The organism is Streptomyces sp. cg35 (assembly GCF_050410835.1).
Classification (GTDB): domain Bacteria; phylum Actinomycetota; class Actinomycetes; order Streptomycetales; family Streptomycetaceae; genus Streptomyces.
On record NZ_CP191268.1, the window covers coordinates 8,510,404 to 8,536,233 of the forward strand.

A 25,830-nucleotide genomic window follows, 5' to 3' on the forward strand; every position below is an offset into this window, starting at 1 on the left:
GAGGAACGCTCAGGACCGTGCCCGTCTTCCCACCCGAACGTCACTGCCGTCGCTATCGTGCCGGGCGTGGTGGGAACCGAGGAGACGCGCCTGATCGTCGTGCGCGGCAACAGCGCATCAGGGAAGTCCTCCGTCGCGGCCGGTCTGCGCGAGACGTTCGGCCGGGGTCTGGCCCTGGTCGGCCAGGACAACCTTCGGCGGATCGTGCTGCGCGAGCGCGACCGGCCGGGCGCGGCGAACATCGGCCTGATCGGCCTGACCGCCCGCTACGCGCTGGACGCCGGCTTCCACACGGTCGTCGAAGGCATCATGTACGCCGACCGCTACGCCTCGATGCTCCAGGACCTGGTGCGCGACCACCGGGGCACCAGCCGCTGCTACTACCTGGACATCGCGCTGGAGGAGACACTCGCGCGGCACGCGACGAAGGCGGACCTGGAGTACCGCGCGCAGGTCACCGACGAGCACCTGCGGGACTGGTACCGCGAACGCGACCTGCTTCCCGAAGAGATCGAGACCGTGATCGACGCCCGGAGCACCCTGGACGAGACCGTGGCCCGCATCATGCGCGACACCGGGCTCGACCGCGTCGACGCGGTCGACCGCTGAGGCCGCGTGCAGGGCCCGGCCGAGGGTGGCTAGCGTGATCGAATGCCGTCCGTGAACCTGCGCCATTCCGTCCGCGCGATCATCCTCGACGAGGCCGAGCGCATCCTTCTCTGCCGGTTCGTCGTCCAGGACTCGGCAGGAACGGTGGTGTGGGCAGCCCCCGGCGGAGGCATCGAGCCGGGCGAGACGCCGCTCGCCGCGCTCCGCCGCGAGCTGCTGGAGGAAGTCGGCCTCGCCGTCCCGGCCGATCCGCCGCATGTCTGGCACCAGGAAGTCGTGAGCCCTGGACATGCCGGCCGAGCCGGTCCGGCTCGGCCTGTGAACCCGCACGCGGTTCACTCCACGTCCGAGATCGGGACCCCGTACTCCACCAGCAGGTCGGCGTAGTCGTGCTCATGGCGGGTCCACTGTGGCACCCGATCGGGTGAAGTATCGTTCCGGGGCAATCCGCTTCCCCTCTCGCAACGGATCGACCATGTCGGAGTCGCTTGCCGGCGCTCCGTGGAAGTGCCGCGTCACAAAAGCGGCGCATACGTGTCCAACGATCAGGACGAGACGAGAGGAGCCGCTCAGTGGCGGGGGCCCGCAAACACACCGCACCGCCGGACGGCCAGGGCGAAGGCGACGACGCTCTGCTGACGGCCCGGGCCGCGGAAGGGGACGAGGACGCCTTCGCGGTCCTGGTGCAGCGCCACGCCCCGGCGCTGATCCATCTGGCCACGCGCCTGCTCGGGAAGCGCACCGAGGCCGAGGACGCCGTTCAGGAGGCGTTCATCAGTGCCTGGCGGCGGCTGCCCGAGTTCCACGGCCGGTCGTCGTTCGGCACCTGGACGTACCGCATCGTGACCAATCGCTGCCTGAACGTCCTGCGCGCCCGCAAGCCGGTGGCGCCGCTGGAGACGGCGGGCGAGGTGCCCGCACCCGAGCACGCGGTGTCCCCGGCCCGGATCGCCGAGGGGCGTGACGCCGTGCGGGAGCTTCGCGGCGCGCTCGACCTGTTGTCGGCGGAGCAGCGAGCCTGTTGGGTGCTGAGAGAAGTGGACGGTCAGTCCTACGAATTCATTGCGGACGCGGTCGGTATCAGTCAGGAGGCTGTCCGCGCCCGTGTCTTCCGTGCACGACGCTGCCTGACACAAGCGATGGGGGCCTGGCGATGACCGCTCACACCGACCCGCCCAACACCCGCTCCGGCGCCGACGACGACGAGGAGCTGCCCTGCGGGAGGCTGCTGTCCGAGGTCTGGACGGCCTGGGAGGAACAGGCGGACGACCCGCACCTGGACACCTGCCTCCACTGCCAGGAGGCGGTACGCGATCTCGACCGGCTGGAGGTCGCGGTACGCGGCCTGCGGGAGGAGTCCCCGGACACGTCCGGCTGGGACGCCTCGTCGCTGACCCGGCGGGTGATGGACGTCGTCCGCCTCGAACTGCGCCCCGGCCGCCCCCTGCCGCTGGGGGAGCCGGACGAGAATCTGTGGATCATGGAGGCGGTCGCCGCGCGGACCCTGCGTGCGGCGGCCGAGACGGTGCCCGGGGTCAAGGCGGGCTCCTGTCGTATCCGGCCTGCGTCCGGGGGTGGTGCCGCCACCGGACCGGCCGAGGTCCGCCTCGAGATCCACGCGCCTTCCGACGCCGCCCTGCTCGACCTCGCCGAGGACGTTCGCACGCGGGTGCGCGACGCGGGGGACCGTGACCTGGGCCTGGACATCACTGCCGTGGACATCACCGTCACCGGCCTCATCGACAGCACGGACCTCGGCCAGGAAGGTCGTTCCCGATGACTCAGCAATCCGCGCCCGGCGCGCTCACCGACGAGATCGCGCGGGCCGTGGCGGACCTGCCCGGCGTCGCCTTCCTCAAGCCCAACCTGGCCGGCCGGCTGCGCTCGGCACTCACCCGGCCGGGACAGGCGTCGAACGGGGCGGCACCGGCCGGAGTCCGGCTGACCCGGGCGGACGGCGGCACAGGCCCCTGGAACATCGAGATCCAGCTCGTCGCCGTCGAGAAGGCCCGCACGGTGGACGTCGCCCGCGACGCCCGCAGAGCCGTCGACGCGTATCTGGCGTCGGCGCACCCGGAGCAGGCCGCCGAAGCGCGCGTCACGGTGATCGTGACGGGCCTGGTCTGACCCGCGGGACACGCCTACGTGCGCTGCGGGAACAGGCAGAACTCGTTGCCTTCGGGGTCGGCGAGGACGGTGCGGCCGTCATGACGCGCGAGAACCGCTGCCCCCAGCCCGGTCAGGCGGACGACCTCGGCCTCCACGTCGACGGCGCGGAGGCCGAGGTGCACACGGTTCTTCACACGCTTGTGCTCCGGGACGAGCTGGAACCACAGCCGGGGCCCGGGCCCGGCCGGCTCTCCGGCGTCACCGCGCTATCGATCAGGAACCCAGCGATCCCGCCGCCGAACGGTCCCGGCGCAGCACACGGCCCGGCCGGGCCGACGTCATCGCGCCGTCGCGCAGGACGAACTCGCCGGCGACGAGCACATCGCGCACCCCGGTCGCGTACTGCCAGGGATCGGCGAACGTCGCCGTGTCGATGACGGCCGACGGGTCCAGGACGACCAGGTCGGCGACCTGTCCCGGCGCCACGGTGCCCCGGTCGGGCAGCGGCAGGCGTGACGCGGGCAGGGACGTCATCTTCCGTACGGCGTCGGCGAGTTCGAGGACCTGGTTCTCGCGGACGTAGCGGCCGATGACCCGGGCGAACGTACCGAAGTTGCGCGGATGGGGGTGGCCGTCGCCCGAGGCGTGGAGCACCCAGCCGTCACTGGCGACGGCACTGTCCGGGTGGCGCAGCACGGTGTCGACGTCACGCTCCGCCATGGCGTGGTTGACGATCATCACCTCGCCCTGGTGCGCGGCCAGGACGTCGAGGACGGCGGCGGCCGGTTCGGTGCCCTCGTCGCGGGCGATGTCGGCGATGCTGTCGCCGATCCGGTCGCTGTAGCGGCCCGGGCCCATCATCGCCAGGACGACTCCCTCGGGCAGGAAGGTCCGGCCGACGGCGGGCCGCAGGTCCGCGAGGATCCGCTCACGGGTGGCGGGGTCGGCGAGCCGCTCCAGCAGGGCGGCGGGGCCGCCGTCCATCGCCCAGTCGGGCAGCCGCGAGGTGAGCCGGGTGGAGGACGCGGTGTACGGGTAGACGTCGCAGGCCACGTCGAGGCCGTCCGCGGCGGCCGCGTCGATCAGCGACAGGGCCTGGTCGACCTTGCCGTGGTTCGCCGGCCCCATCGCCTTGAGGTGCGAGACCTGGAGGCGGACCCCGGACGCCGTCGCGACGCCCACGGCCTCCTCGACGGCCTCGATGAGCCGGTCGCCCTCGTCGCGCATGTGGGTCGCGTACAGCAGTCCGTGCCGGGCGGCCTCGGAGGCCAGGGCGACGATCTCGTCCGTGCTCGCGAAGGAGCCCGGGGCGTAGATCAGGCCCGTCGACATGCCGAACACGCCCTGGGCGGCCGCGGTCGCCAACAGGGCTTGCATGGCGTCGAGTTCGGCCGGCCCCGCCGCGGTGCGGGCGGCGCCCGTCACCGCGGTGCGCAGGGCGCCGTGCCCGACCAGCGGGGCCACGTTGAGGGCGGGACGCGCCGCCTCCACGGCCGCGGCGAACGCGTCGAGGTCGGCCCACTGGGCCCCGGCGAGCGTGCCGGGTCCGCCCGCGGCCGGGTCCTCGCCCGTGGCCAGCGGGAACGGTGACAGGCCGCAGTTGCCGGTCACCACGGTCGTCACGCCCTGCCGCAGACAGGCCTCCGCGTCGGGCATCGCCAGGACGGAGAAGTCCGCGTGCGAGTGGAGGTCGATGAAGCCCGCGGTGACCGTGAGTCCGGCCGCGTCGACGACGGTGGTGGCGGCCGCCGCCGGGTCGGGCGCGCCGACATGGACGACGCGCCCGTCACGGACACCGACGTCGGCGCGGCGCGGTGCGGCGCCGGTTCCGTCGATGACGGTGCCGCCGGTGATCAGGACGTCGTACGGGGCGGTGGGGGCGGTCATGTCGGCTCGCTTCCGGGGAGGTTCGGTCGGTGCGGGGCGGCGGGCGGTCACAGGACGAGGACGAGCAGCACGGTGTAGAGCGCGCACGCGGGGACGAGCAGTGCCCAGCCCGTGCCGAGGAGATAGGGCAGGCGGTCGGCGCGGGCCATGCCCATGGCCCCGACCATGTTGGCGTTGGGGAGCGGGCCGTAGGTGTCCGCTTTGGACGCCCAGAGCAGAATGATCACCCAGGCGGCCGGACCGATGCCCAGTTCGTCACCGAGCGGCCCGAACACCTCGCCGATGAGGATGACCTGCGCCGCGGTCGCCCCCGGCACGCCCACCCATCCCAGGGCCGCCACCGCCAGGGCGAACGGCACGGCCGACAGCCCGCGCAGGCCCGGACCGAACCGGTCGAGGACCACGTCGTACGGCTGCAACAGATCGATGAACCCGAACAGGGCGGCCAGCATCCAGAAGAGCAGCAGCATCGGGAGCATGCGGCGCGCTCCGGTCAGCACCGCGGCGCCCGCGCTGCGCGGGGAGAGACCGGCCGCGGCCGCCGTCACCACGATCAGCAGCGGCAGCGCGATCAGCGGGAAGGTGGTGTCGGCCTTGGTCAGCGTGGCGTAGCAGACGGTGGCGGCGAGCGTCCCGACGAACACCCACGTGGCGCGCCGGGTACGGGCGGCCTCCTGCGGTGTCGGGGTGACCTGCCGCTCCTCGGTCACCTCCTCGGGGAGGTAGTGGTCTCCCCGGGCGGCGCTGCGCCGCTGTACCCAGGGCACCACCACGGCGGCGAGCAGCAGTGACAGCACGGCGAGCGGGCCGGCGCCGACGGCGACATAGGTGAAGTAGCCGGCGTCGGCGGTGTTCATGATGGCGATGTTGGAACCGGCGAACGGGGCGAGGGCGAGCCCGGCGCAGCCGCCGAGGAACATCGTCGCCGCGGTCGCCGAGCGGGTGAAGCCGGCCCGGGCCGCGACCGGCACCAGCAGGGGCGCGGCGATGGACAGCGCCCCGGCGAGGGTGCCGAGGCCGGCCACCAGGACCATGCAGGCCGCCATCATCCCGTACATGAGGACGGTGGTGCCGCGGCCGGCCGCGGCCCGCATGATGCCGCGGACGAGGGTGTCCGCGACGCCGGTGCGGCGCAGTACCTCGCCGGCCGCCGAACCGAGCACGATGATCAGGCCGATGACCGTCACCGGATCGGTCACGGAGGCACCGAGCACGTCACCGGCCCGCCCGGGAGAGGGCAGGGCCACGAGCGCGGCACTGATCAGGGCGACGCCGGTGACGAGGACGAGATCGAGGCCGGTGAGGGCCAGCACCGCGTACAGCGCGATCGGCAACAGGCCCCAGAGCGTGGGCGCCTGGCTCGTCAGACCGACGGCCAGGCTGAGCAGCAGGGCGACTACGGCCCCGCCCAGGGCGAGGGTGCGGCGCAGCGGACGGGCGGGTGCGGCGGCAGCGGCGTCGGGTATGGCGGACGGGGGCATGGCGGATCCTCGGAACGTCGAAACGGTGGGCATCGGCGTCGTGCGGGACGGGGAGGCGCAGCCACCCCGGGTGGATCAGTGCGTGGCGCGGGCGAGCGCGCTCAGCCGGTCGGCGTGCCGGGCGCCGCTCTCGGCCGCGATCTCGTCGAGGGTCTGCGCGTCGCGCACCGGGACGCACCGCACCCGGCCCTCGGTGTCCGTGGCGTATCCGTGCACGCCGGGCCTGGGCAGGCTGTTGTAGGCCCACGGCGTCGAGAAGTAGTAGGCCCCGGTGTCCCGCAGGACGACGAGGTCACCCTCCTCCAACAGCGGCAGGTCGCGGCCCTCGGCGACGACGTCGCCGGCGAAGCAGCACGGCCCCGCGACGTCCTGGGGCACGGCGGGACCGGGCTTCGGGTGTCCCTGGGCGTCGAAGGCGCCGACGCGCAACGGCCAGGCGCCGGGCATGAGTACGGTGCGGGTCGCGGTCTGCGCGCCCGCGTGCGTCACGGCGATCCGGCGGCCCCCGGACTGCTTCGCGTACTCGACCCGGGCCGCGATGAAGCCGTTCTTGGCCAGGAGCGAGCGCCCGAACTCGGTGACCAGGCCGTACCGCCCGTCGAACAGCCCGGGCTCCGCGGCCCGCAGGGCGCGCGTGTAGTCGTCGTAGGTGGGGCGCACGTCGTCGTCGGCGAAGTTGACGGGCAGGCCGCCGCCGATGTCGAGACTGGTGATCTGCTGCCGGCCGACGGCGGCGTTGATCTCCTCCGCGAGGCGGTACGTCTCGGCGATGCCCTCGGCGATGAGCTCCAACGGGCAGCCCTGCGAGCCGACATGGGCATGCAGCCGGGTCAGCCACGGGCGGCGCACGAACGCCTCGACGACCCGCTCGCGCCCGCCCGCGTCGCGCAGCGCGACGCCGAACTTCGACGTGGCGGTGGCGGTGCTCATCGCGCCGATGGACCCGCCGCCGACCTGGGGGTTGACCCGCAGTCCGATGACGGAGGCGCAGTCGTCGGGGCGCAGGGCGTCGACGCGAAGCAGCTCGTCGAGGTTGTCGGCGTTCAGGGCGACGCCCAGGGCCAGCGCCTCGGCGATCTCCTCGCGGGTCTTGGCGGGGGAGTCGAGCACGATGCGTTCGGGAGCGCATCCGGCGTCCAGGGCGAGCCGCAGCTCACCCGGGCTCGCGACCTCGCAGCCCATGCCGAGGTCGGTGAGCAGCCGCAGCACGGGAATCAGCGACGAGGCCTTGACGGCGAAGGTGTGCAGCACGTCGGGGACGGTGTCGAACGCGGCGTGCAGAGAGGCGACCGACGCGCGGACGCCGTCGGTGTCGAGGAACCCGGCGACAGGCTGCTCGGTGCTGATCAGCCCCTCGTCGACGGCGTGCCGCAGGACGGCGTGGACACGGTCGTCGGCCGGGCGCGGGGTCGGGGCGGGGACAGGATGCGAAGTCACGTGCAGGCTTTCGGAACGGCGAAGGGGGAGTGCCTAGAGACTCGCGCCCACGGTCCGCCCCGTCATCGTGATCGGCTCCAAAAGACCGGCAGTTCCTTGTCCGTCGCTCCTAACACCCACCCGAACACGGTCAAAACCCCCGGGCGGGAGGCAGACCGCCGGGCTCGGCGAGGCGCACCGCGAGGGTGACGATCAGACGCGTGTCGGGGTCGTCGAGGTCGATGCCGAAGCGTTCCCGTACGCGCTTGAGCCGATAGCGCAGCGTGTTGGGGTGCAGGACGAGCCGCTGCGCGGCGCGCGGGATGTCGCCCGCGGCGTCCAGGTAGGCGGCGAGCGAGCGGACCAGCTCCCCTCCCGTGGCCAGATCGGCGAGCACCATGTCGTGGACCGGCCCGCCGGCCCGCTCCCACAGCGGCCGGATCGCGTCGAGGATCCGCAGCACCGCCACACTCTGCCGGAGGTCTCCGGGAGCGGCATACCGGGCGGCAGCCCGCTCACTCGGTCCGTCCGGCGTCCTCGGGGCCCGCGCCTCGCGTTCCCGCAGGGCACGGACGACGAGCCGCGCCTCCTCGCACGACGCGACGGCGTCCAGGGGCGAGGTCACCACGGGTCCCGCGCCGACCCATACGTCCGGGGCGTCCGGCATGGCGGCGGCCAGCGAGGCGAGGTCGCGGGCGAGTTGGGCGACATCGCGTTCGTCGGCGTCGGGCACGGGCAGCAGCACGGTGAGCCGGTGGCTCTCGCGCAGGTAGCGGGCGGTGGGCCGATGCGCCTGGGCCTGCAGGGCGAGTGCCTGGAAGGTGCGCTCGGGGAACGGGGCGGCGCTGTTGCCGCTCTCGGCGACCAGCACGGCGCAGGGCTCCTCCGGGGTCAGGCCGAGCGCCCACACGTGGGTGCGGCGGTCGCCGTCGCCGGACAGCAGACCCCGTACGGCGTGTTCCTCGCGGCGCCGGTTGCTGCTGACCCGGAGGCGGTGCTGCAGCAGATAGGGCGCGGCGACCTCCGCGGCACGGCGCAGTGCCTCCGGGGCGTCCGCCGAGAAGCTCCGCCCGTCGGCCGCCGCCCAGATCGAGCCGAGGATCTCGCCGCCGCTGCGGATCGCGACGACCAGACGCTCGGGGCCCGTGTCGTCCGCCGGCCGGTGGATGACGTCGCGGGAGGTCCACAGGGCGCGCAGCAGTCCGGCCCGTCGCAGTTCGGTCACCCGCCAGTCGGGGACCTTGCCGCCGAGGATCGTGGACCGGCGCATCGGATCGGCGTCGGGCCCGGTCGCGGAATGGGCCAGGACGCGGAACTGGGTGTCCTCCACGGTGATGGAGGCCCGGCAGTACCGAGCGGCCTCCGCGGCCAGCACGGCGAGCCCGCCACCGGCGATGTCGCCCGCGGACCGATGACCGGTGCCCACGGCGGCGAACGCCGAGGCGGACCGCAGCAGTTCGACCGTGTCCGCCCAGTCCGCCCACCCGGCGCGCACGAGCACGGCGATGCCGCTCTCCCGCGCCGCCTCGACGATGCCGGGTGCCGGTGGCGCCCCGTCCACGCCGCGCAGCACGACGGCGACGGCCCCCGAGGCGGCCACCTCGCGCACCCGCTCGGCCGCCGCCTCGTCCGACGCGAGCCCCGTGGCGAGCACGATCCGTCCGTCGTGGGAGCGCGCGGCGTCCTCCTCGCCGATGATCACCCCGCGTACGGCGACGTCCTGCCCGCGCGGCGCGACGTGCAGGCGCAGCACACCGTCCTCGTCGTAGTCGAGGATCTGCCGCAGGGTCACGTCCTGATGCGGCTCGCCCTCCGGGGAAGCGCTGGTCATCGCAGGGGGCATCGGCATCGGGGGCAGTGGCGGGGCATGGCGATCACCAGAGCAGGATACGAAGCGTCGCGCCGGGCCGGCCCGCGCGGGGGACCGGCTGCGAGGAGTGCGGGACTCAGTGGCCGGTGCGCACAGGTTCAGGCGCGGTCAGGATCCTGGGGCGGGAGATTGACGCCGACCGCTTCGACGATGGCGGCGACGTCCTCGCGCGGCATCGGCTCCGCGTCCAGCGAATTGTGGATGGACAGGCCCTCCACCAGCGCGTCCAGAGCGCGAGCCGTCCGAGGGTCGAAGTGCCTGCTCAGCGACGTCCGACTGGCGTTCAGCCAGGACCTGATGACCCCGAGCAGCGCTGGATTGCGCGAGGCGAAGGCGTACAGCTCGTAGCAGAGGATGAGCTCCCGGCGGCTTCCGTGCTGCGGCCCGCAGATGATCTCCACCACGGCGGCGCGCGCCTCCGTGACCGTGTCGGCGGCGCGCAGCTGCTCGTGGTAGCGGGCGGACATCGACTCGGCGAGACGGGTGAAAGCTTCGATCAACAGGTCCTGCATGCCCCCGAAGTAGTAGGTCATCGACCCGAGCGGAACTCCCGCGGCCTCGGCGATACGCCGGTGTGTGGCGCCGGTGACCCCGTGTTCGGCGATGACGTCCAGTGCCGCGTCGATGATGCGGTCCCGGCGTCCCGGGTCGTTCGGGCCACGAGAGGTACCGGTCACGTGATCCTCTGCCTCCTGCCTCCGCGGGCGTGTACGTTTGTACATACTCAGTCGCTGGTGTCACCACCCTGCCGCGTTCACGTGAAAGAGACCTCATGGACCTGGCCACGCGCCGCCGCCGGACAGCATTGTTCCTGTTCTTCCTCATACCCGGCCTGTCGATCTCCTCCTGGGTGACCCGCACACCCGACATCAGGGACCGACTCGACGCCTCGACCGCGCAGATGGGGCTCGTCCTGTTCGGACTGTCCGTCGGCTCCATGGCCGGCATCCTCGGCTCCGGAGCGCTCGTCGCCCGCTTCGGCACCCGTCCCGTCATGGGCGTCGGCACCCTGCTCGTCATCCTCGGCCTCGCCGTCATCGGCGGCGGCGCGATGCTCTCCTCCGCCCCCGCCGTCACGTCCGGACTGTTCCTCTTCGGCGCCGGGATGGGTGGCGGGGAGGTCGCGATCAACATCGACGGTGCCGAGGTCGAGCAGGTCACCGGTCGGACCGTCCTGCCCACGCTGCACGGCTTCTTCAGCCTCGGAACCGTCGTGGGGGCGGGGATCGGCATCTGGTGCACCGCCGTCGACTTCCCGGTGCTGTGGCACATGGCGGCCGTGTTCGCCGTGACGGCGGGCATGTTCGCCTACGGAATCCGGGCCATTCCCGGCGCCGTGGGCAAGCGCAGCGGCGTCCGGCCGGCCCAGGAGCACACCGGATCATCACGAGCGCGGCTCTGGAAGGACAACAGGCTGCTCCTGATCGGTGGCGTCATCCTGGCCATGGCGCTCGCCGAAGGAGCGGCGAACGACTGGCTGCCGCTGCTCATGGTCGACGGCCACGACGTCGACCCCGCTCTGGGCTCGGCCGTCTACGCGGGCTTCGCGGCGGCCATGACCCTGGGACGCTTCTCCGGCGGGTTCTTCATCGACCGTCTCGGCCGCGCCCCCGTCGTCCGGGCCAGCGCCGTCTCCGCGACCCTCGGCATCGCCCTGGTCGTCTTCGCCGACTCGGCCGTCCTGGCCGGCGCCGCGGTCCTCTTCTGGGGGCTGGGGGCCTCGCTCGGGTTCCCCGTCGCCCTCTCGGCCGCGGGTGACTCCGGCCCCGACGCGGCGGCCCGGGTCAGCCTGGTCGCGATGATCGGCTACATCGCCTTCCTCGTCGGCCCTCCCGGCCTCGGCTTCCTCGGCGACCACTACGGCCTGCGCACCGCCATGATCGCCGTCCTCGCGCTCACCACCCTGGCGATCTTCTTCGCCCCCGCCGTCGGCGGGCGCTCGGCCAAGGCTCTGCCCGTCACCGACGTGCCGTCGGCGGCCGAGAGGCCGACCGAGGGGAGTGTGTGCGCCGAGACCCCCGGGTCCGGAGACCTCGCCCGGAATGGGGGAGAGCGGAGTGGGGGCGAGGGGTGAAATCTCCCTACCGGCTGGTCAGTTGTACGTCACGCAGGGGCCCCGGGCGCTGAGTCCCGCCGGGCCCGGTTCCGATCGGCGATCGCTGCCGCAAGGACGGCCTGGAGGCCTTCATCACGACGCCGGCGCCGCGGGTCACTTCGATGAGCGGCGTCGAGGTGGCCGGGCAACGGCCCATGGAATTCGTGACCGAGGCCGATGTCGTGCTGATCGGCAGCGGGGTGCAGACACGCGAGGTGGTCGCCGACGACCGGCTGATCTCCCGGCTCTCGCTCGACCCCGTACGTCAGTTGATCGGCTCGCAGTGCTCCGGCGCACCGGTGCTGGCCCGGCTCGGGCTGCTGACGGGCATGCCGGCCTGCACGGACCGGACGAGCCGGCCCTTCGTGGAAGCCTGCGACGTGACCGTGCTGGACGCCCCCTTCCACGCCGAGGGGAACATCGCCACGGCGGGCGGCTGCCTGGCAGCGCAGTACCTCGCCACCTGGGTCATCACCCGCACGCTCGGGGAGCCGGCCGCGCGCGACGTCCTCGACTACGTGGCACCGGTCGGCGAGAACGAGGAGACCGTCGAACGCGCCCTGCGTGCCGTCCACTCCGGCGAGGCCGCGCTGCGCTCCTGAGCGCCCGGCCGGCTCAGTAGATGTTCGCCTCCACGTCGGGGCCGGTGGCGGTCCCGCCCTCGAGGGAGCCGAGGGACCGCACCGCCTCGTGGGTCTTCGATCCCGGGTGTGACGGGCGGTGCCCCTCGTTCTACCACGCTGCCACCCCGCCGATCAGCCGCTCGCTCGCCTGGAGGAAGCGGAGCGTTCTCAGCGCAGCCGACGCGCGCGCACCACCACGTCGTCCGTGTGATGCGCCCCGGCCCCGCCCTCGGGCGCCACCCGCGGTCGCTCCTCGTCGACCTGCACCTCCCAGTCCTCGTCGAACAGGGCGGAGACCATCGACGGCCAGACGTAGTCGGCCGGGTCGAAGCCGCCGTCGTCCGGGCCGTGCGTGTCCATCCCCGCATGGTGCACGAGCAGCAGGACGCCGCCGGGCGCGACGGCCGCGAGCAGCGCGCGCTCGGCGGCGGCGTCGGGGGTGCGCAGGAGGGCCGGGTACTGCGCGGAGACCAGGTCGAAGGAGGCCGGCGGGAGCGCCGCCTCCGTCAGCGTGGCGTGCACCCAGCGAACGGTCTGGCCGGCGTCCCGCGCATGCTCGGCGGCCCGCTCCAGTGCCACTCCGGAGACCTCGAGCGCGGTCACGTCCCAGCCGCCGCGCGCGAGCCAGATGGCGTCCGCGCCCTCGCCGCAGCCGACGTCGAGCACCCGCCCCGGGGTGAGCCCGGAGACCTCTGCCACCAGCGCACCGTTCGGTTGACCGCTCCACAGCTGCGCCCGGTCGGCGTACCGGTTGTCCCACTCTGCCCGCACCGCGGGGTCTCCGACGTATCCGTCACCCGTCGGTGACGCGCCGAACGCAGTCGATCCTGCCGAAATGTTGTCAGTCACGGGCCCACTGTCGTCCCACCGCATCGGGTCCCGCCACTTCTGTTGCCGGCTCGGCAAAACGCCGCCCGACATCACGGGCGCCCGCACCGCACGTCCGGTCGGCCGAGCCCGTCGCGGACCTCGGCCGACCGGCCCGCACGCCGTGCGGCTACTTCACGGAACCCGCGGTGAGCCCCGACTTCCAGAACCGCTGCAGCAGCACGAACGCGATCACCAGCGGCAGGAGCGCCAGCAGGGAACCGATCACCATGAGCGGGTAGTAGTCGGGAACGATCGGTGCGGCGGCGTTCCAGCTGTAGAGGCCGAGGCTGAGCGGGTAGAGCTTCTCGTCGTTGAGCATCACCAGCGGCAGGAAGAAGTTGTTCCAGATCGCGGTGAGCTGGAACAGGAAGATCGTCACATAGCCCGGGGCCATCATCCGCAGTCCCACCGACAGGAAGGTCCGCAGCTCGTCGGCCCCGTCCACGCGCGCGGCCTCGAGGACTTCGCCGGGCACGTACGAGGCCGCGAACAGCCGTCCCAGGTAGACCCCGAAGGGGTTGAACAGGACGGGGACGAACACGGACCACACGGTGTTGGCCAGGTGCACGCCGGAGACCATCAGGTACAGCGGGAGGGCCAGGACGGTGGCCGGCACCATCACGGACACCAGGACCAGCGCGAAGAGCTGCCGTTTTCCGGCGAACTCGTACTTCTCGAAGGCGTATCCGGCCGCGACGCTGATGAGCGCGCCGAGCCCCGCGCCGAGTACCGCGTACAGCAGGCTGTTGCCGTACCAGCGCAGGAAGATTCCGTCGCCCTCGTCCAGCAGCGCACGGAGGTTGTCCAGCAGCGCGAAGTTCTTCGGGTCGAAGAAGTCGGACGCGAACAGCGACTGCCGGTCGACGGTCGATGCCATGAGCAGCCAGACCAGCGGGAGCAAAGCGTACAGAGCGGCGACGGCGACCAGCAGGTTCGCCACGGTCCGGCTGGACCAACGGCCGCTGCCGGCAGGGCTGTTCGGCACCGTGGACCGGCGTCTCGGGGAGGGGATGGTCGTCGTCACGCTCTCACCTTCTTCGGGCGTTCCGCGGTCACTCGGGTGACGGCGAAGGACAGGAGGCAGCACACGCCGAGGAGCAGCATGGAGGCGGCGGCCGCGAGGCCGTAGTTGTTGCGGGTGAACGCGGCGTCGTAGATGTACATGCTGGGGGTGAACCGCGGACCCACCAGCGGGCTGGTCTTGCTCAGCAGCATCGGTTCGGTGAACAGCTGCAGCGCCCCGATGGTGGTGAAGATGACGATCGTGGTGACGGTGCTGCGGATCATCGGCACCTTGATCCGCAGCGCGGTGCGCACGGGGCCGGCGCCGTCCACCGCGGCGGCCTCGGTGACGTCGGGGGGTATCGCGCGCAGCGCCGCGAAGAAGATCACCGTCGTGTAGCCGAGACCGCTCCACATCGCGATGTTCACCAGGGACGGTACGAGCATGTCGAGCGACAGGAAGTCGACGTCGACCGAGAGGTCCTCCAGCGCCCCGAGCACCGGGGAGATGCCCGGCGTGTAGAGGTACAGCCAGATCACCGTGGCGATGATCCCGGGCACGGCGTGCGGGACGAACAGCACCGTCTGGCTGAGCGGGCGGGCGCGGATCCAGCCGGAGTCGAACAGCAGGGCGAGGACCAGGGCGCCGGCCACGACGGCAGGGATGAACACCAGCGCGTACAGCAAGGTGATGCCTACACCGCGGACGAACGACGGATCGTCCAGCACGGCCGCGTAGTTGCGCAGCCCGGCCCACGCGGTGTGCGCATTGCCGAAGCCGAGTCCTTCGTGGGTGGTGGAGAAGAAGCTCAGGTAGAGCGCGTACAGCGTCGGCAGGATGAAGACGGCGAGCAGCAGGGCCACGAACGGACCGAGCAGCACACCGACGGCGACGCGCCGGGAGGCGCGGCCGGTCCGTCGGGCCGGGGCCGTGGCGCTGCGGCGGGTGCGTGCGGTGGCAGCCGTGGTGGGCCGGGTGATGGTGCTCATGCCGTCCTCACCGAGAGTCCCAGGCTGCGCAGGTCCGGCAGCGTCTCCGCCTGCGCCTGGCGCAGGGCGTCCGTGATGGTGGTGCCGTACTTGAGCCGGGCGAGAGCCTGGTGCAGGGACGTCGCGGTGGCCTGCATGCGCGGACCCCAGACCCAGCCGGTGCGCAGGATCTTCGACTGGCCGGCGAACAGCCCGTAGACGTTCTGCCCCGCGTAGAAGTCGGGCGTGAACTGGCGGGACGCGGGCCTGACGAGGTCGGTGGCGGCGGGGAAGAGGCTGGACGTGCCGCCGCCGAGGCGGGCGACGATGGCCTCGGGTGATGTGGTGAGCCACTCGATGAACTTCATCGCCCGCTCCTTCTTGTTGCTGTCGGCGGTGATGGCGTGGACGGAGACGCCGTCCGTGCCGACCACCGGCTTGTCCGGGTCCCATTGCGGCAGCGGTGCCGCCCGCCAGCTGCCGGCGGTGTCGGGGACCGTGCGGGACAGGGCTGCGAGGCCCCACGGCCCCACCAGGTGCGAGGCGACGCGGCCGCCGGCGAGGGCCGACATCCATTCCTGGCTGCTGCCGGGGGCGACCATGAGCAGGTCCTCGTCGACCATGGACTGCCAGAACTCGGCGACGCGCACCGAGGATTCGTCCAGGAAGTCCACCTTCCAGGCATCGTCGGTGATGTCGAACCACTGACCGCCGGCCTGCATGGCGTGGGCGGCGAGCACGTTGTACGCGTTGGGGTGCAGGGTGCCCAGGCGCAGCCGGGGGTCGGACCGCTTGAGGCGACGTGCGGCGTCCCGGTACTCGGCCCAGGTCGTCGGCGCCTGGATGCGGTGCTTGCGCAGGATGTCCTCGCGGTAGACGAACATCATCGGCCCGAGGTCGAGCGGGATGCCCCACGCACGGCCGCCCAGTTCGGCGTTGGTCCACGCCTGCGGCCCGAGTTGGGAGCGCAGCCGCGGGGTGACGAGAGCGGTGACGTCGGCGCAGACGCCGTCGATCGCGAACGAGGGCAGGTCTGCGTCGACGAGCGAGACGATGTCGGGGGCGTTGCCCGCGCGGGCCGCGTTGGACAGCTTGGCGTTGCCGCCCGCGAGGCCGGAGGTGACCATGTCGAAGACCACGGGGTCGTCGGGGTGAAGCTCGTTCCACTTCGCGACCATGGTGTCGGTCCCGCGCAGGGCGGACCACAGGGTGAGCGGGCCGTCCGGGTTCCGGCGATCGGCGGCCGCGGTGCCGCACCCGGCGGTCGCCGCCGCGAGGGTGGTACCGAGAGCGGCGCGCAGGACGGTGCGTCTGCCGGGGGACCGGCCGTGCGGTGCGATGCGCATGGTGCACTCCTTGTCGTGGGAGGGGGACGAGTACGAGGCCGTGCGGGGCCGGGGACGCGACGGCGCGGAGGCCGCTGTGGGCACCGGCAGCGCCGTAAGAGGGGGTCCGGGGCGAGGGAGGCGGAAGCGGCCGTGCCGTTCGCGCCCGCCGTCATGGACGCCCGGGACCGTCGAAGAGGGACCGGAATGCGGTGAGGGCGTGGTCGAGCGGGTCGGCGTCCGGGTACCAGGCGCGTTCCCACTCCAGGCTGAGCGGGCCGGTGTAGTCGATCTGCCGCAGCGCGCGGAGCATGTCGTGCAGTGGCACGGCGCCGTGCCCGGGGAGTACGGGCCGCAGGTCGGTCGTGGTGGCGACGTCCTTGAGCTGGGCGTGCCGGAGCCAGGGGGCCAGTCGGCGGGCGGTGGCGGCCAGGGGCTCGCCGGCCCGCCAGGGGTTGACCGCGTCCCAGACGGCACCGACGGCGGGGGAGTCGACCCCTTCGAGGACCTGCGCGACCAGGTCGCCGGTGAGGAAAGCGTCGTGGGTCTCCAGCAGGATCGACACCCCGAGGTCCTCCGCGTGCGGAGCCGCCGCGGCCAGCATGCGGACCGCACGCCGCCGCCGTTCGCCGGGCGTGCCGTCGTACTCGCCGCCGAAGACGCGCACCCCGTCGGTGCCCAGCCGGGCCGCCTGGCCGAGGACGTCGACGAGCAGTTCCAGCTGTTCGGGGCCGCCGGTGAGGCGGACGTACGACGCGAGACAGGCCACGCTCAGACCTGCCCCGCTCAGCGTCGTGGCGAGCCGGGCGACCTTGTCGGGCGGAGTGCCGGGGGCGATCAACTGACCTTCGGTGCACCGCAGTTCGACCGTCGTCACGCCGTGGGCGCGGGCGAGGCGGATCACCTCGTCGACATCGGCCTCGGGGCATCCGAGCGTGCTGAAGGCGAGTCGGCTCATGAGGCCGGTACCGGGGCCGGGGCGCCGAGCACGACGGGCGCGGCGCGCTCGGACGCCGCGTAGACGGCCAGGGCCGCGGCGACGACCGAGCGGCCGTAGTCGCCGGTCACGTACGCCGCGGCGTCCTCACCGCGAACGGCCGCGGCGAAGCCGTCCAGTTGGGCGCGGAAGGCCCGCTCGTGCCCGGGGCCGCGATCGGCCAAGGGCTCGGACCGGCCGCCGCGCAGGAGGCTGAGGCCGTCGTGGTGGGACAGCCGGAGCGTGGCCTCGTCGAGCATGATCTCGGTCTCGTCGTAGAAGGGCACGCCGCGGCTGGTGAGGGTGATGTTGGCGCTGACGCCGTTCTCGAGGTCGATCAGGGCGAGCGCGTCCGTCTCCACGTCCATGCCGGGGCGGCCGCGGACGGTTCCGGTGACCCGGGCGACGGGGGAGCCGGCGAACCACTGGATACGGTCCAGCCCGTGGGTGCCGACGTTGAGGACGATGCCGCCGCCTGCGACGACCGGGTCGAAGAACCAGGAGGGCCGCGACCCCGGGGTGTAGTGAGCGGAGCGGCGATGGGCGATCAGGTGCGGTGTCCCGTAGCGCCCCGAGGTGAGGATGCGGCGTGCCTCGCGCGCGACGGGGTCGAAGTGGATGACGTGCCCGACGGCCAGCAGCACTCCGGCCCGCTCGCAGGCGGCGATCATGGTGGTGCAGTCCTCGACGGTCGTGGCCATCGGTTTCTCGACCAGAACGTGCAGCCCCGCCCGCGCGGCCTCCAGCGTCATCGGCAGGTGCAGGGAGTGCGGGGCCGTGATGATCACGGCGTCGAGCCCGGCGCGCGCGAACATCTCCTGGTGTTCGGTGAACACCGGGGCGCCGGGCGGGGCGAGTTGCCCGGCGAGTTCCCGCCGGGTGTCGCAGACCGCGGCGATCTCATACGAGACGGCTCCGGCGGCGGCCCGGACATGGTCGGTGCCGACGGAGCCGGCTCCGACCAGGCCGATGCGCAACCGGCCGGAGGGTGCAGCGGATGTCACGTGGTTCTCCTCTGGGGAGGGCTCGGACGGGTGACGACCCGGCGGGGCGGGGTCGTCCGGGCATGACCGACCGGACCGGCGCGCACGGTCGAACGCGGCGGCCGATCGGTGGAGTTGGGGGGGGCTAGGGCGTCGGGACGGCGGGGGAGCGTGCCTCGGTCGTGCCCGGCCCCGACGGTGACGCGCCGCCGCACGATGCGCGGACGACCAGCCGGGGCAGCAGGTCGACCCGCTGCGCCGGTGTGTCGGGTCCGCCGTTCATTCGGGCCAGCAGCAACTGGGCGGCGAGCACGCCCACTTGGGTCTTCGGAGGTGAGACCGCGGTCAGGGGCACGTCGCCGACCTCCGCGACCTCGTCGTCGTAGGCGACCACGGCGAGGTCGTCCGGAACGCGCAGGCCCTGCCGCCGCGCCTCGACCACGAGGGCCGCCGCGTCCCGGTCGCCCAGGCAGAACACCGCGGTGAGACCGACGTCCACACAAGTCCGCACGTACAAGGAGATGTCCTCGGGGGTCCAGGTCCTGCGGCGGGTGACGGCCCCGGCCGGCACGGAGAGCCCGAGGTGGGCGCAGGCGCCGTCGAAGCCCTCGGCCACCAGGTCGGACGTGCCGGTGGCGAGCCGCCCCAGGTGACCGATCCGGCGGTGCCCCAGGCCGTACAGGTGACGCAGGGCCAGACACACACCGCCGGCGTGGTCGGTGCGCACGTACGACGTCGGGTCGTCCGGCGCGGGCCGGGCCGGACGCCGCTCCACCAGCACGTAGGGGACGGGAAGCCGGCGCAGATCGTCCACGTAGTCCTGCGGATCGGGCATGAGGTGCAGGTTCGGGACGAGGAGCAGTCCGTCCAGGTCGGTCTCGCGCATCCCGCGCAGTTCGTCGCGCTCGACGTCGAGATCGTAGGCGGAGGAAGCGAGCAGCACGCTGACCCCCGCCTCGCGCAGGACCTGCTGGATCCCCTCGACGACGCGCGGATAGTAGTACGTCGTCGACGGCACCAGCACCCCCACGAGCCGGCGCGGCATCGGGGCGGATCCCGGCCGGGGGCAGACGAACGTGCCTGCGCCCTGGCGCCGTTGGATCGTCCCGTCCTCGACGAGCTCGCCGACCGCGCGCCGCACCGTGTTGATGCTGACGCCCAGGGTCTCGGCCATTTCGCGTTCCACGGGCAACTGGGCGCCCACCGGCCAGATGCCCCTGGCTATCTCGGAACGGAGCCGCTCGGCGACGCGTCGGTACTTGGGTCCCCGAAGGAATGAATCCTTCTCATCTGCCGACTTCATGCCGGGAGATTGCAGCATTCAAACTCGTGCGTCAACCCCTTGCGCCCCATGGTTTCGCATGCTTTCTTGACGGCAGCTCAACAAATTCGTGAAATTCATTCTCGAAAAAGGAATGAATTCTGAGCGTGGGAGTTCTCAATGAAAGTCCTGCCCCGGACCGTTCCGGAATTGGAGGACGAGCTCGCCCGCCCCGGCGCGGAGTTGACCGCCGAGGCCGCCGACTGGCCGGCCGGCCGATTGCTGGTCCTGGGGGCCGGAGGCAAGACAGGCACGGGGATATCCGTCATGGCGCGCCGCGCACTCGACGCGGCGGGGCGAAAGGACACCGAGGTCATCGCCGTGTCCCGGTGGACGGACAGTTCCCTCGCCGCGCATCTCGAAAAGCGCGGGATCCGGACGCTGCGCGCCGATCTGTCCGACCCGGCCGCCGTGAACGAACTCCCGGAAGCCGGCACGGTCGTCCATCTGGCCGGCGCGAAGTTCGGCACGGCAACCGCGCCCGAGCAGGCATGGATGACCAACACGGTGCTGCCCGCCTACGTGGCCCGCCGCTATCCGGGCGCCCGCACCGTCGCCCTGTCCACCGGCAACGTCTACGGCATGACCGCCCCGGTCACCGGCGGCCCCCGGGAGAGCGACCCCACCGCACCCGACGGGGACTACGCGATCACCTGCCTGGGCCGCGAACAGGTCTTCCGCAACGCCGCCCGCGCCTTCGGCACCCCGGTCGCCCTGATCCGCCTCAACTACGCGGTCGAACCCCGCTACGGCGTCCTCGCCGACCTGGCCCGCACCCTGCTGCGCGGTGCTCCGGTCGACCTCGCCACCGGCGCCGTCAACGTCGTCTGGCAGCGCTACGCCAACGAGGTCGTCCTGCGCTCCATCGGCCGCGCCACCGCCGACGAGGCCTTCACCCTCAACCTCACCGGACCCGAGACCGCAGGCGTGCACACCCTCGCCCGGCGCCTGGCCGAACGCCTCGACGTCACGCCCGAGTTCACCGGCGAACCGCCCGCCACCAGCCTGCTCAGCGACGCGACGCGGTGCCATGCCCTGTTCGGCTACCCGGACCTGCCGCTCGGCGCGCTCATCGACCTCCAGGCGAGCTGGCTCCTCGCGGGCGGCGAGACCTGGGACAAGCCCACCAAGTTCGAGCGCAGGGACGGCCGCTTCTGATGCCCGCCGCCATGGCCCACGACACCAGGGCCCTCCTCCGCCGCGGCACCGTGATCCCCGCCCATCCCCTCGCCCTCGATGCCGGGCGCCGCCTCGACGAACGCCGCCAACGCGCCCTGACCCGCTACTACTTGGACGCCGGTGCCGGAGGGCTCGCGGTCGGCGTCCACACCACCCAGTTCGCGATCCGCGACCACGGCCTGCTGCGCCCCGTCCTCGAACTCGCCGCGGACGACATGACCGCCCACGCAAAAGCACGGCCTCTCGTCCGCATCGCCGGAGTCTGCGGCCCCGTACGCCAAGCCGTCGATGAGGCCGAAACGGCGCGCGAGCTGGGCTACGACGCCGTCCTCGTCTCGCCGGCGGGCCTGCCCGAAGCCACCGTCGACGACCTGCTGGACCGTTCGGCCGCGATCGGCGAGGTGCTCCCCGTGGTCGGCTTCTACCTCCAAGAGGCCGTCGGCGGGCGGTACTTGCCCGCCTCCTACTGGCGACGCCTGGCCGACCAGGAGTCCACCGTCGCCGTCAAGGCCGCCCCCTTCGACCGCTACCGCACCCTCGAACTCGTCCAGGGCGTCACGGCGTCCGACCGCGGCGAGCAGGTCGCGCTCTACACCGGCAACGACGACAACATCGTCGACGACCTGCTCACCCCCTTCCACGTCCATGGCCCGGGCGGGCCCGTGGTCCGGCACTTCGCCGGCGGACTGCTCGGCCACTGGGCCGTGTGGACCCGCTCCGCCGCCCGCCTCCTCGCCGACGTCCACGCCGCGCGCGCCGGTGACGGGGCGGCACGCCAGCGGGCCCTGACCCGACTCGCCGGCGACACCGACGCCAACGCCGCCGTCTACGACGTCCGCAACGCGTTCGCCGGGGTCATCGCCGGAGTCCACGAAGTGCTGCGCCGCCAGGGCCTGCTCGAAGGCACCTGGTGCCTCGACCCCGCCGAGGGCCTGTCCGCCGGACAGGGCGAGGAGATCGCCCGCGTCCGCGCCCTGTACCCGTGGCTGCGAGAGGAGGACGCCTTCATCGCCGACGGGCTCACGCGCTGGCTCGCCTGACCCGTCCGCACCCGCACGATCCAGCACCTCTGTTTCCACCCCACTGGGCCGGCCGTCGGCCGGCGTCACGAAAAGAGGAGCCCCACACATGCGCACCAGAACCAAGCTCTGGAGCAGCGCGGCCGCCGTGGCCGCACTCGCCACCACCGCGCTCGCGGTCCCGGCATCCGGCACCACCCCAGCCCGGCAGACGGCCCCGACGGCCCTCACCAACGTCAACGACTTCGAGCGCCCCACCGCCGGTCGGCCCTACCCCCTCGGCGAATGGGCCAAGGACGGCTGGACCGCCCCCTGGGCGCTCGGCATGGACAACCGCGCGCAGATCGTGGACAACACCCCGGCACACAGCGGGACCAAGAGCCTGCGCGTCCTCTACCCCGGCGGCAAGATCGGCCCCGAGGACTCCGGCGCACAGGCCCCGTTCCAGATACCGAAGGCCAACGAGTACTACCTGTCGTTCTGGGTGAAGTTCCAGAGCGACTTCAGCTGGGGCACCACCGAGTACGCGGGCAAGCTGGGCGTGGGCCTCGCCGGCGGCGCCGCCTGCTCCGGCGGCCAGGTCTGCGACGGCACCAACGGCTTCTCGTCCCGCTTCATCTGGCGCACCGCGAACGGCCAAGCGGCGCTGTACTACTACCACATGGGCCACGAGGGCCAGTACGGCGACTACACCGTCCTCAAGGACCAGGCGGGCCAGGACATCTACTGGCCCAAGGGCGCATGGGTCAACGTCGCCCAGCGCGTCAAGCTCAACACCGTCACCGGCGGCCAGGCCAACCCCGACGGCGAGATCGAGGTCTTCTACAACGGCAGGACCGCCGCGAAGATCACCGGCCTGCGGTTCGTCACCAACTCCGACCAGATCGACAAGGCGTACTGGTCGAGCTTCGCCGGTGGCGCGACGACGAACTTCGCGCCGAAGTACGACAGTTCCATGTGGTTCGACGACATCAAGGTCTCCCCCCGCCGCTCGGACATCTGCGAACTCAACGGCGGCTGCTGACCGTCAGCCCCCCCACCATGCCGGGAAGCACGGGCCCGTGTCCCGTGCTTCCCGGCCCCCTCCCCACCCCCGCACACGAACCAGGAGCCGGTCCGTGCCCGTCACCCCCTTCCCGCGTCCCCGCACCCTCACCACCACTCCCGGCGGCGCCCCCACCGGGGCACCCGTGACGGTCACCGCGGACCCGAACCTGCCCGCTCAGGGCTACCGCCTGCACACCGGTCCCCACGGCGTCACCCTCACCCACGCCGACGCCGCCGGCCTGCGCCACGGACTCGCCACTCTCGACCAACTGCGGGCCGGAGCCGACTTCACCGAGGTCGGCTACACCATCACCGACCATCCGGACTTCGAGCGCCGCGGCTTCCTCCTCGACATCAGCCGCGACCGCGTCCCCACCCGCGCCACGCTCGCCCGCTGGCTCGACCTCCTGGCCCTGGCCCGCTTCAACCAGCTCGAGCTCTACACGGAGCACACCTACGCCTTCGCCGCCCACCGCGAGATCTGGCAGAACGCCTCACCTCTCACCGACGACGACCTGCGCTGGCTGGACGCCCGCTGCGCCGCCCTGGGCATCGACCTGGTGCCGAACCAGAACACCTTCGGCCACATGGAGCGCTTCCTGCGCCATCCCGCCCACGCACACCGTGCCGAGAACCCCGACGGATACCTCCGCGGCGGCGTCCACCAGCCACCCGGCACACTCGCACCCACCCCGGACAACGCCGCCTTCGCCCAGTCCCTCCTCAAGGAGGTCACCGGCGTACTGCGGTCGAGACGCCTGAACATCGGCGCGGACGAACCCTTCGAACTCGGCACCGGCGCCTCCCGCGAGCAGGCCGAGCGCGACGGCCTCGGCACCGTCTACTTCGACCACGTCACCGCGCTCATGGAACCGTGGCTGACCGCCGGATACACCGTCGAGTTCTGGGCCGACGTCTTCGTCGACCACCCCGAACTCCTGGCCCGCGTGCCACCCGGCGCCGTCGCCGTCGTCTGGCAGTACGACGCGCCCACGACGACGCGGGCCGTCCTCGCCGCCGACAGCGCGGAGGCGGCACGGTGGAAGGGCCGCGGCACCGACCTCGACGCGCTCGTGGAGGGCTTCCGCGCCCGCACCGGCCCCCTGCACAAGGCGGGCGTGCCGTTCTGGGTGGCGCCCGGCGCCGGCAACTGGAACGCACTCCTCGGCCGGCTCGACAACGCCGAAGCCAACATCATCGACGCCGCCGAGGCCGGGATCGAGCACGGCGCCGGGGGATACCTCCTCACCTCCTGGGGCGACCACGGCATGTGGGAGCCGCCGTCCATCGCCTTCGCGCCGGTCCTGTTCGGCGGCGCCGTCAGCTGGTGCCTCGACACCAACCGGGACCTCGACACGGCCGGTGTCCTCGACGAGCACCTCCTGCTCGACGCCGCCCGGGTGACCGGCGGCGTCCTGGACCGCCTCGGCCGACTCGGTGAACGCCTGGGCGTTCCCCTGCTCAACGCCTCCCCGCTGATCCGCGCCCTGCGCCCCGACGACGCCCTGCCCCTGCCCGCCCTGCCCACCGCGCCCGCCCTGGACGAGGCCCGACGCACCCTGGACGCCTGCCGTCGCGATCTCGACGTGTCGGAGCCGGCCGCGGGCGACGGACAGACCCTGCTCAGGGAGCTGCGACACGTCATCGGCCTGGCCGATTTCGCCCTGGACCTCCTCCAGGCCGAATCCACGACCGAGCCGACGACCACCGGCACCGACGCCGCCGCGCACATCGCCCCGGCGTCCGCCGCGGAACTCCTGCGCCGCCTGGACCCCTTGCTCGCCGAACAGCGCGCCTGCTGGCTGCTGCGCTCCCGCCCCGGCGGCCTCGACGACAGCCTCGCCCGCTTCGACCGACTGCGTCACCTCCTCGTACAGGCGGCGAGCCGATGAACGCCGACGACTGGATCGACACGCTGTGCACGCCGACCGGTGACACCCGGGTGCCCGATCCGAAGCCCCGGTCGGAGACCGAGACCGCCACCGCCCTCGACCTGTTCGCGATCCCTGCCGTCGACCGTGCTCCGCTGCTCGCGACCCTGCCCGACCCCGGGCGCACCCCTCGCCTGTGGGAGGCGCTCGTCCACTGCCACCGGACGCTGTTCACCGCCGAGGGCCCGCCGCGCGCCGATCAGTGGCCGCACGCCCCCGGCGCACTCGGCGAGGCAGGCCGCTACTTCTACACCCACCTCTACCTCCTCGCCCTGCCCCACGCCCTCGCCCTGCGCCGTGACAGGGGCATCCCCGACGGCGTGACGCGGGCGACCCTCGCGGACCTCGGGGCCAAGCTCGCCGGGTACCGCCTCGCGCACGGTACCGGCGGCTTCGACCGGCAGATCTGGCTCAGCCGCCATCTGCGCGGCACGCTGAACCGGCTGGGCCGCCTGCAGTTCGAGCACCGCACCTACGACTCGGCGTCCTGGGGCGCGCGGGCCGCCCCGGCGGACGGTCCCGGCGAAGGCGAACCCGTCCTCGACGTCCACATCCCCGGCGACGGACCCCTGACCCCCGCCGCCTGCGATGCCTCCTTCAAGGAGGCCCGTTCCTTCGCCGCCCGCCACTACCCGGAGCACACGGTCACCTTCGCGACCTGCCACTCATGGCTGCTGGACCACACCCTCGCCGACCACCTGGACCCCGACGCCAACATCCTCGCCTTCCAACGACGCTTCACCTCGCACGGAGACCGGCCACCGTGCGACACGGAGGTCCTGGAGTTCGTCTTCCACACCCCGCCCGGCACCACCGACACCACGGAACTGCCACGCCGCAACACCTTGCAGAGGGCCCTGCTCGACCACCTCGACCACGGAGGCCACTGGCGCACGGCCCGCGGCTGGCTGCGCCTGCCCTGAGCACCGGCGAGGTCACGCGGACGTCAACTCGGCACGCTCCGAACGGCGTCGCGCCGAGACTGCCGGATCGAGATGTCAACGCGGAGTGAGACGCACGTCTTGCGTGGCGAGACGGCCGCATGTTCGACTAGGGGACAAACTGCACATCTGCTGCTGAGGTGGCGCCCCGGAACAGAGGGACGCGGCAGGTCTTGG

At 72.6% G+C, this 25,830-nt stretch carries 24 protein-coding genes and 1 pseudogene; 12 read left to right on the plus strand and 13 right to left on the minus strand.

The window, feature by feature from the left end:
- The first annotated feature begins 66 nt into the window (after positions 1-66).
- From ACQUQD_RS39225 to ACQUQD_RS39245, 5 genes are all read left to right on the plus strand, one after another.
- Complete coding sequence (locus tag ACQUQD_RS39225) at positions 67-609, plus strand: AAA family ATPase (protein ID WP_428957004.1); 543 nt, start codon at positions 67-69, stop codon at positions 607-609.
- 42 nt (positions 610-651) lie between these two features.
- Positions 652-996, plus strand: a complete 345-nt coding sequence (locus ACQUQD_RS39230) for an NUDIX domain-containing protein (protein ID WP_428957005.1) — start codon at positions 652-654, stop codon at positions 994-996.
- Positions 997-1,181: 185 nt separating this feature from the next.
- On the plus strand, positions 1,182-1,766 hold the full coding sequence (locus tag ACQUQD_RS39235; RefSeq protein ID WP_428957006.1) for an RNA polymerase sigma factor: 585 nt from the start codon (positions 1,182-1,184) through the stop codon (positions 1,764-1,766).
- Complete coding sequence (locus ACQUQD_RS39240; protein WP_428957007.1) at positions 1,763-2,389, plus strand: Asp23/Gls24 family envelope stress response protein; 627 nt, start codon at positions 1,763-1,765, stop codon at positions 2,387-2,389. The genes ACQUQD_RS39235 and ACQUQD_RS39240 overlap by 4 nt, the downstream gene beginning before the upstream one ends.
- Complete coding sequence (locus ACQUQD_RS39245) at positions 2,386-2,736, plus strand: hypothetical protein (RefSeq protein WP_428957008.1); 351 nt, start codon at positions 2,386-2,388, stop codon at positions 2,734-2,736. The genes ACQUQD_RS39240 and ACQUQD_RS39245 overlap by 4 nt, the downstream gene beginning before the upstream one ends.
- A 14-nt stretch (positions 2,737-2,750) precedes the next feature.
- Here the strand turns inward: ACQUQD_RS39245 and ACQUQD_RS39250 are convergent.
- The 6 genes and pseudogenes from ACQUQD_RS39250 to ACQUQD_RS39275 form a co-directional block, all read right to left on the minus strand.
- Positions 2,751-2,969 (minus strand): annotated as a pseudogene (locus ACQUQD_RS39250) (VOC family protein); the annotation flags it as partial.
- Between the two features lie 22 nt (positions 2,970-2,991).
- Positions 2,992-4,605: an N-acyl-D-amino-acid deacylase family protein gene (locus tag ACQUQD_RS39255; protein WP_428957009.1), complete on the minus strand. Its 1,614-nt coding sequence runs from the start codon at positions 4,603-4,605 to the stop codon at positions 2,992-2,994.
- 47 nt (positions 4,606-4,652) lie between these two features.
- The gene (locus ACQUQD_RS39260; RefSeq protein WP_428957010.1) at positions 4,653-6,086 is read right to left on the minus strand and encodes a Na+/H+ antiporter NhaC family protein; all 1,434 of its coding nucleotides are present in this window, start codon (positions 6,084-6,086) and stop codon (positions 4,653-4,655) included.
- Between the two features lie 75 nt (positions 6,087-6,161).
- On the minus strand, positions 6,162-7,523 hold the full coding sequence (locus ACQUQD_RS39265) for a diaminopimelate decarboxylase (RefSeq protein ID WP_428957011.1): 1,362 nt from the start codon (positions 7,521-7,523) through the stop codon (positions 6,162-6,164).
- 130 nt (positions 7,524-7,653) lie between these two features.
- On the minus strand, positions 7,654-9,333 hold the full coding sequence (locus tag ACQUQD_RS39270; protein ID WP_428957012.1) for a PucR family transcriptional regulator: 1,680 nt from the start codon (positions 9,331-9,333) through the stop codon (positions 7,654-7,656).
- A 137-nt stretch (positions 9,334-9,470) separates the two neighbouring features.
- On the minus strand, positions 9,471-10,049 hold the full coding sequence (locus tag ACQUQD_RS39275; RefSeq protein ID WP_428957013.1) for a TetR/AcrR family transcriptional regulator: 579 nt from the start codon (positions 10,047-10,049) through the stop codon (positions 9,471-9,473).
- A gap of 95 nt (positions 10,050-10,144) precedes the next feature.
- On the opposite strand from ACQUQD_RS39275, the gene ACQUQD_RS39280 reads away from it, so the two are divergent.
- Together ACQUQD_RS39280 and ACQUQD_RS39285 are read left to right on the plus strand one after the other, a co-directional pair.
- Entirely contained in the window at positions 10,145-11,446 is a 1,302-nt protein-coding gene (locus tag ACQUQD_RS39280; protein ID WP_428957014.1) for an MFS transporter, read from the plus strand.
- 74 nt (positions 11,447-11,520) lie between these two features.
- Positions 11,521-12,069 (plus strand): AraC family transcriptional regulator, encoded by a 549-nt coding sequence (locus tag ACQUQD_RS39285; protein WP_428957766.1) that lies wholly within the window; start codon positions 11,521-11,523, stop codon positions 12,067-12,069.
- 189 nt (positions 12,070-12,258) lie between these two features.
- On the opposite strand, the gene ACQUQD_RS39290 is transcribed toward ACQUQD_RS39285, so the two are convergent.
- From ACQUQD_RS39290 to ACQUQD_RS39320, 7 genes are all read right to left on the minus strand, one after another.
- A complete protein-coding gene (locus ACQUQD_RS39290) occupies positions 12,259-12,939 on the minus strand; it encodes a class I SAM-dependent methyltransferase (RefSeq protein ID WP_428957015.1) in 681 nt (226 codons plus the stop codon).
- Positions 12,940-13,087: 148 nt separating this feature from the next.
- Entirely contained in the window at positions 13,088-13,945 is an 858-nt protein-coding gene (locus ACQUQD_RS39295) for a carbohydrate ABC transporter permease (protein ID WP_428957767.1), read from the minus strand.
- Between the two features lie 35 nt (positions 13,946-13,980).
- Positions 13,981-14,952, minus strand: a complete 972-nt coding sequence (locus ACQUQD_RS39300; protein ID WP_428957016.1) for a carbohydrate ABC transporter permease — start codon at positions 14,950-14,952, stop codon at positions 13,981-13,983.
- Positions 14,949-16,277, minus strand: coding sequence for an extracellular solute-binding protein (locus tag ACQUQD_RS39305; RefSeq protein WP_428957017.1), 1,329 nt, complete (start codon positions 16,275-16,277; stop codon positions 14,949-14,951). Before ACQUQD_RS39305 ends, ACQUQD_RS39300 begins: the two co-directional genes overlap by 4 nt.
- Before the next feature lie 151 nt (positions 16,278-16,428).
- Positions 16,429-17,214 carry a sugar phosphate isomerase/epimerase family protein gene (locus ACQUQD_RS39310; protein ID WP_428957018.1) on the minus strand — a complete coding sequence of 262 codons (786 nt, stop codon included), beginning with the start codon at positions 17,212-17,214 and terminating at the stop codon, positions 16,429-16,431.
- Complete coding sequence (locus tag ACQUQD_RS39315; protein WP_428957019.1) at positions 17,211-18,236, minus strand: Gfo/Idh/MocA family protein; 1,026 nt, start codon at positions 18,234-18,236, stop codon at positions 17,211-17,213. Before ACQUQD_RS39315 ends, ACQUQD_RS39310 begins: the two co-directional genes overlap by 4 nt.
- Positions 18,237-18,360: 124 nt before the next feature.
- On the minus strand, positions 18,361-19,536 hold the full coding sequence (locus ACQUQD_RS39320) for a GntR family transcriptional regulator (protein ID WP_428957020.1): 1,176 nt from the start codon (positions 19,534-19,536) through the stop codon (positions 18,361-18,363).
- Between the two features lie 120 nt (positions 19,537-19,656).
- On the opposite strand from ACQUQD_RS39320, the gene ACQUQD_RS39325 reads away from it, so the two are divergent.
- The 5 genes from ACQUQD_RS39325 (at position 19,657) to ACQUQD_RS39345 (ending at position 25,635) form a co-directional block, all read left to right on the plus strand.
- A complete protein-coding gene (locus ACQUQD_RS39325; protein ID WP_428957021.1) occupies positions 19,657-20,694 on the plus strand; it encodes an NAD-dependent epimerase/dehydratase family protein in 1,038 nt (345 codons plus the stop codon).
- On the plus strand, positions 20,694-21,755 hold the full coding sequence (locus tag ACQUQD_RS39330; protein ID WP_428957022.1) for a dihydrodipicolinate synthase family protein: 1,062 nt from the start codon (positions 20,694-20,696) through the stop codon (positions 21,753-21,755). Before ACQUQD_RS39325 ends, ACQUQD_RS39330 begins: the two co-directional genes overlap by 1 nt.
- Before the next feature lie 88 nt (positions 21,756-21,843).
- Positions 21,844-22,758 carry a polysaccharide lyase gene (locus ACQUQD_RS39335; protein ID WP_428957023.1) on the plus strand — a complete coding sequence of 305 codons (915 nt, stop codon included), beginning with the start codon at positions 21,844-21,846 and terminating at the stop codon, positions 22,756-22,758.
- A 94-nt stretch (positions 22,759-22,852) separates the two neighbouring features.
- A complete protein-coding gene (locus tag ACQUQD_RS39340; RefSeq protein ID WP_428957024.1) occupies positions 22,853-24,673 on the plus strand; it encodes a family 20 glycosylhydrolase in 1,821 nt (606 codons plus the stop codon).
- A complete protein-coding gene (locus tag ACQUQD_RS39345; RefSeq protein ID WP_428957025.1) occupies positions 24,670-25,635 on the plus strand; it encodes an acyltransferase domain-containing protein in 966 nt (321 codons plus the stop codon). Before ACQUQD_RS39340 ends, ACQUQD_RS39345 begins: the two co-directional genes overlap by 4 nt.
- The last annotated feature ends 195 nt before the right edge of the window (positions 25,636-25,830 follow it).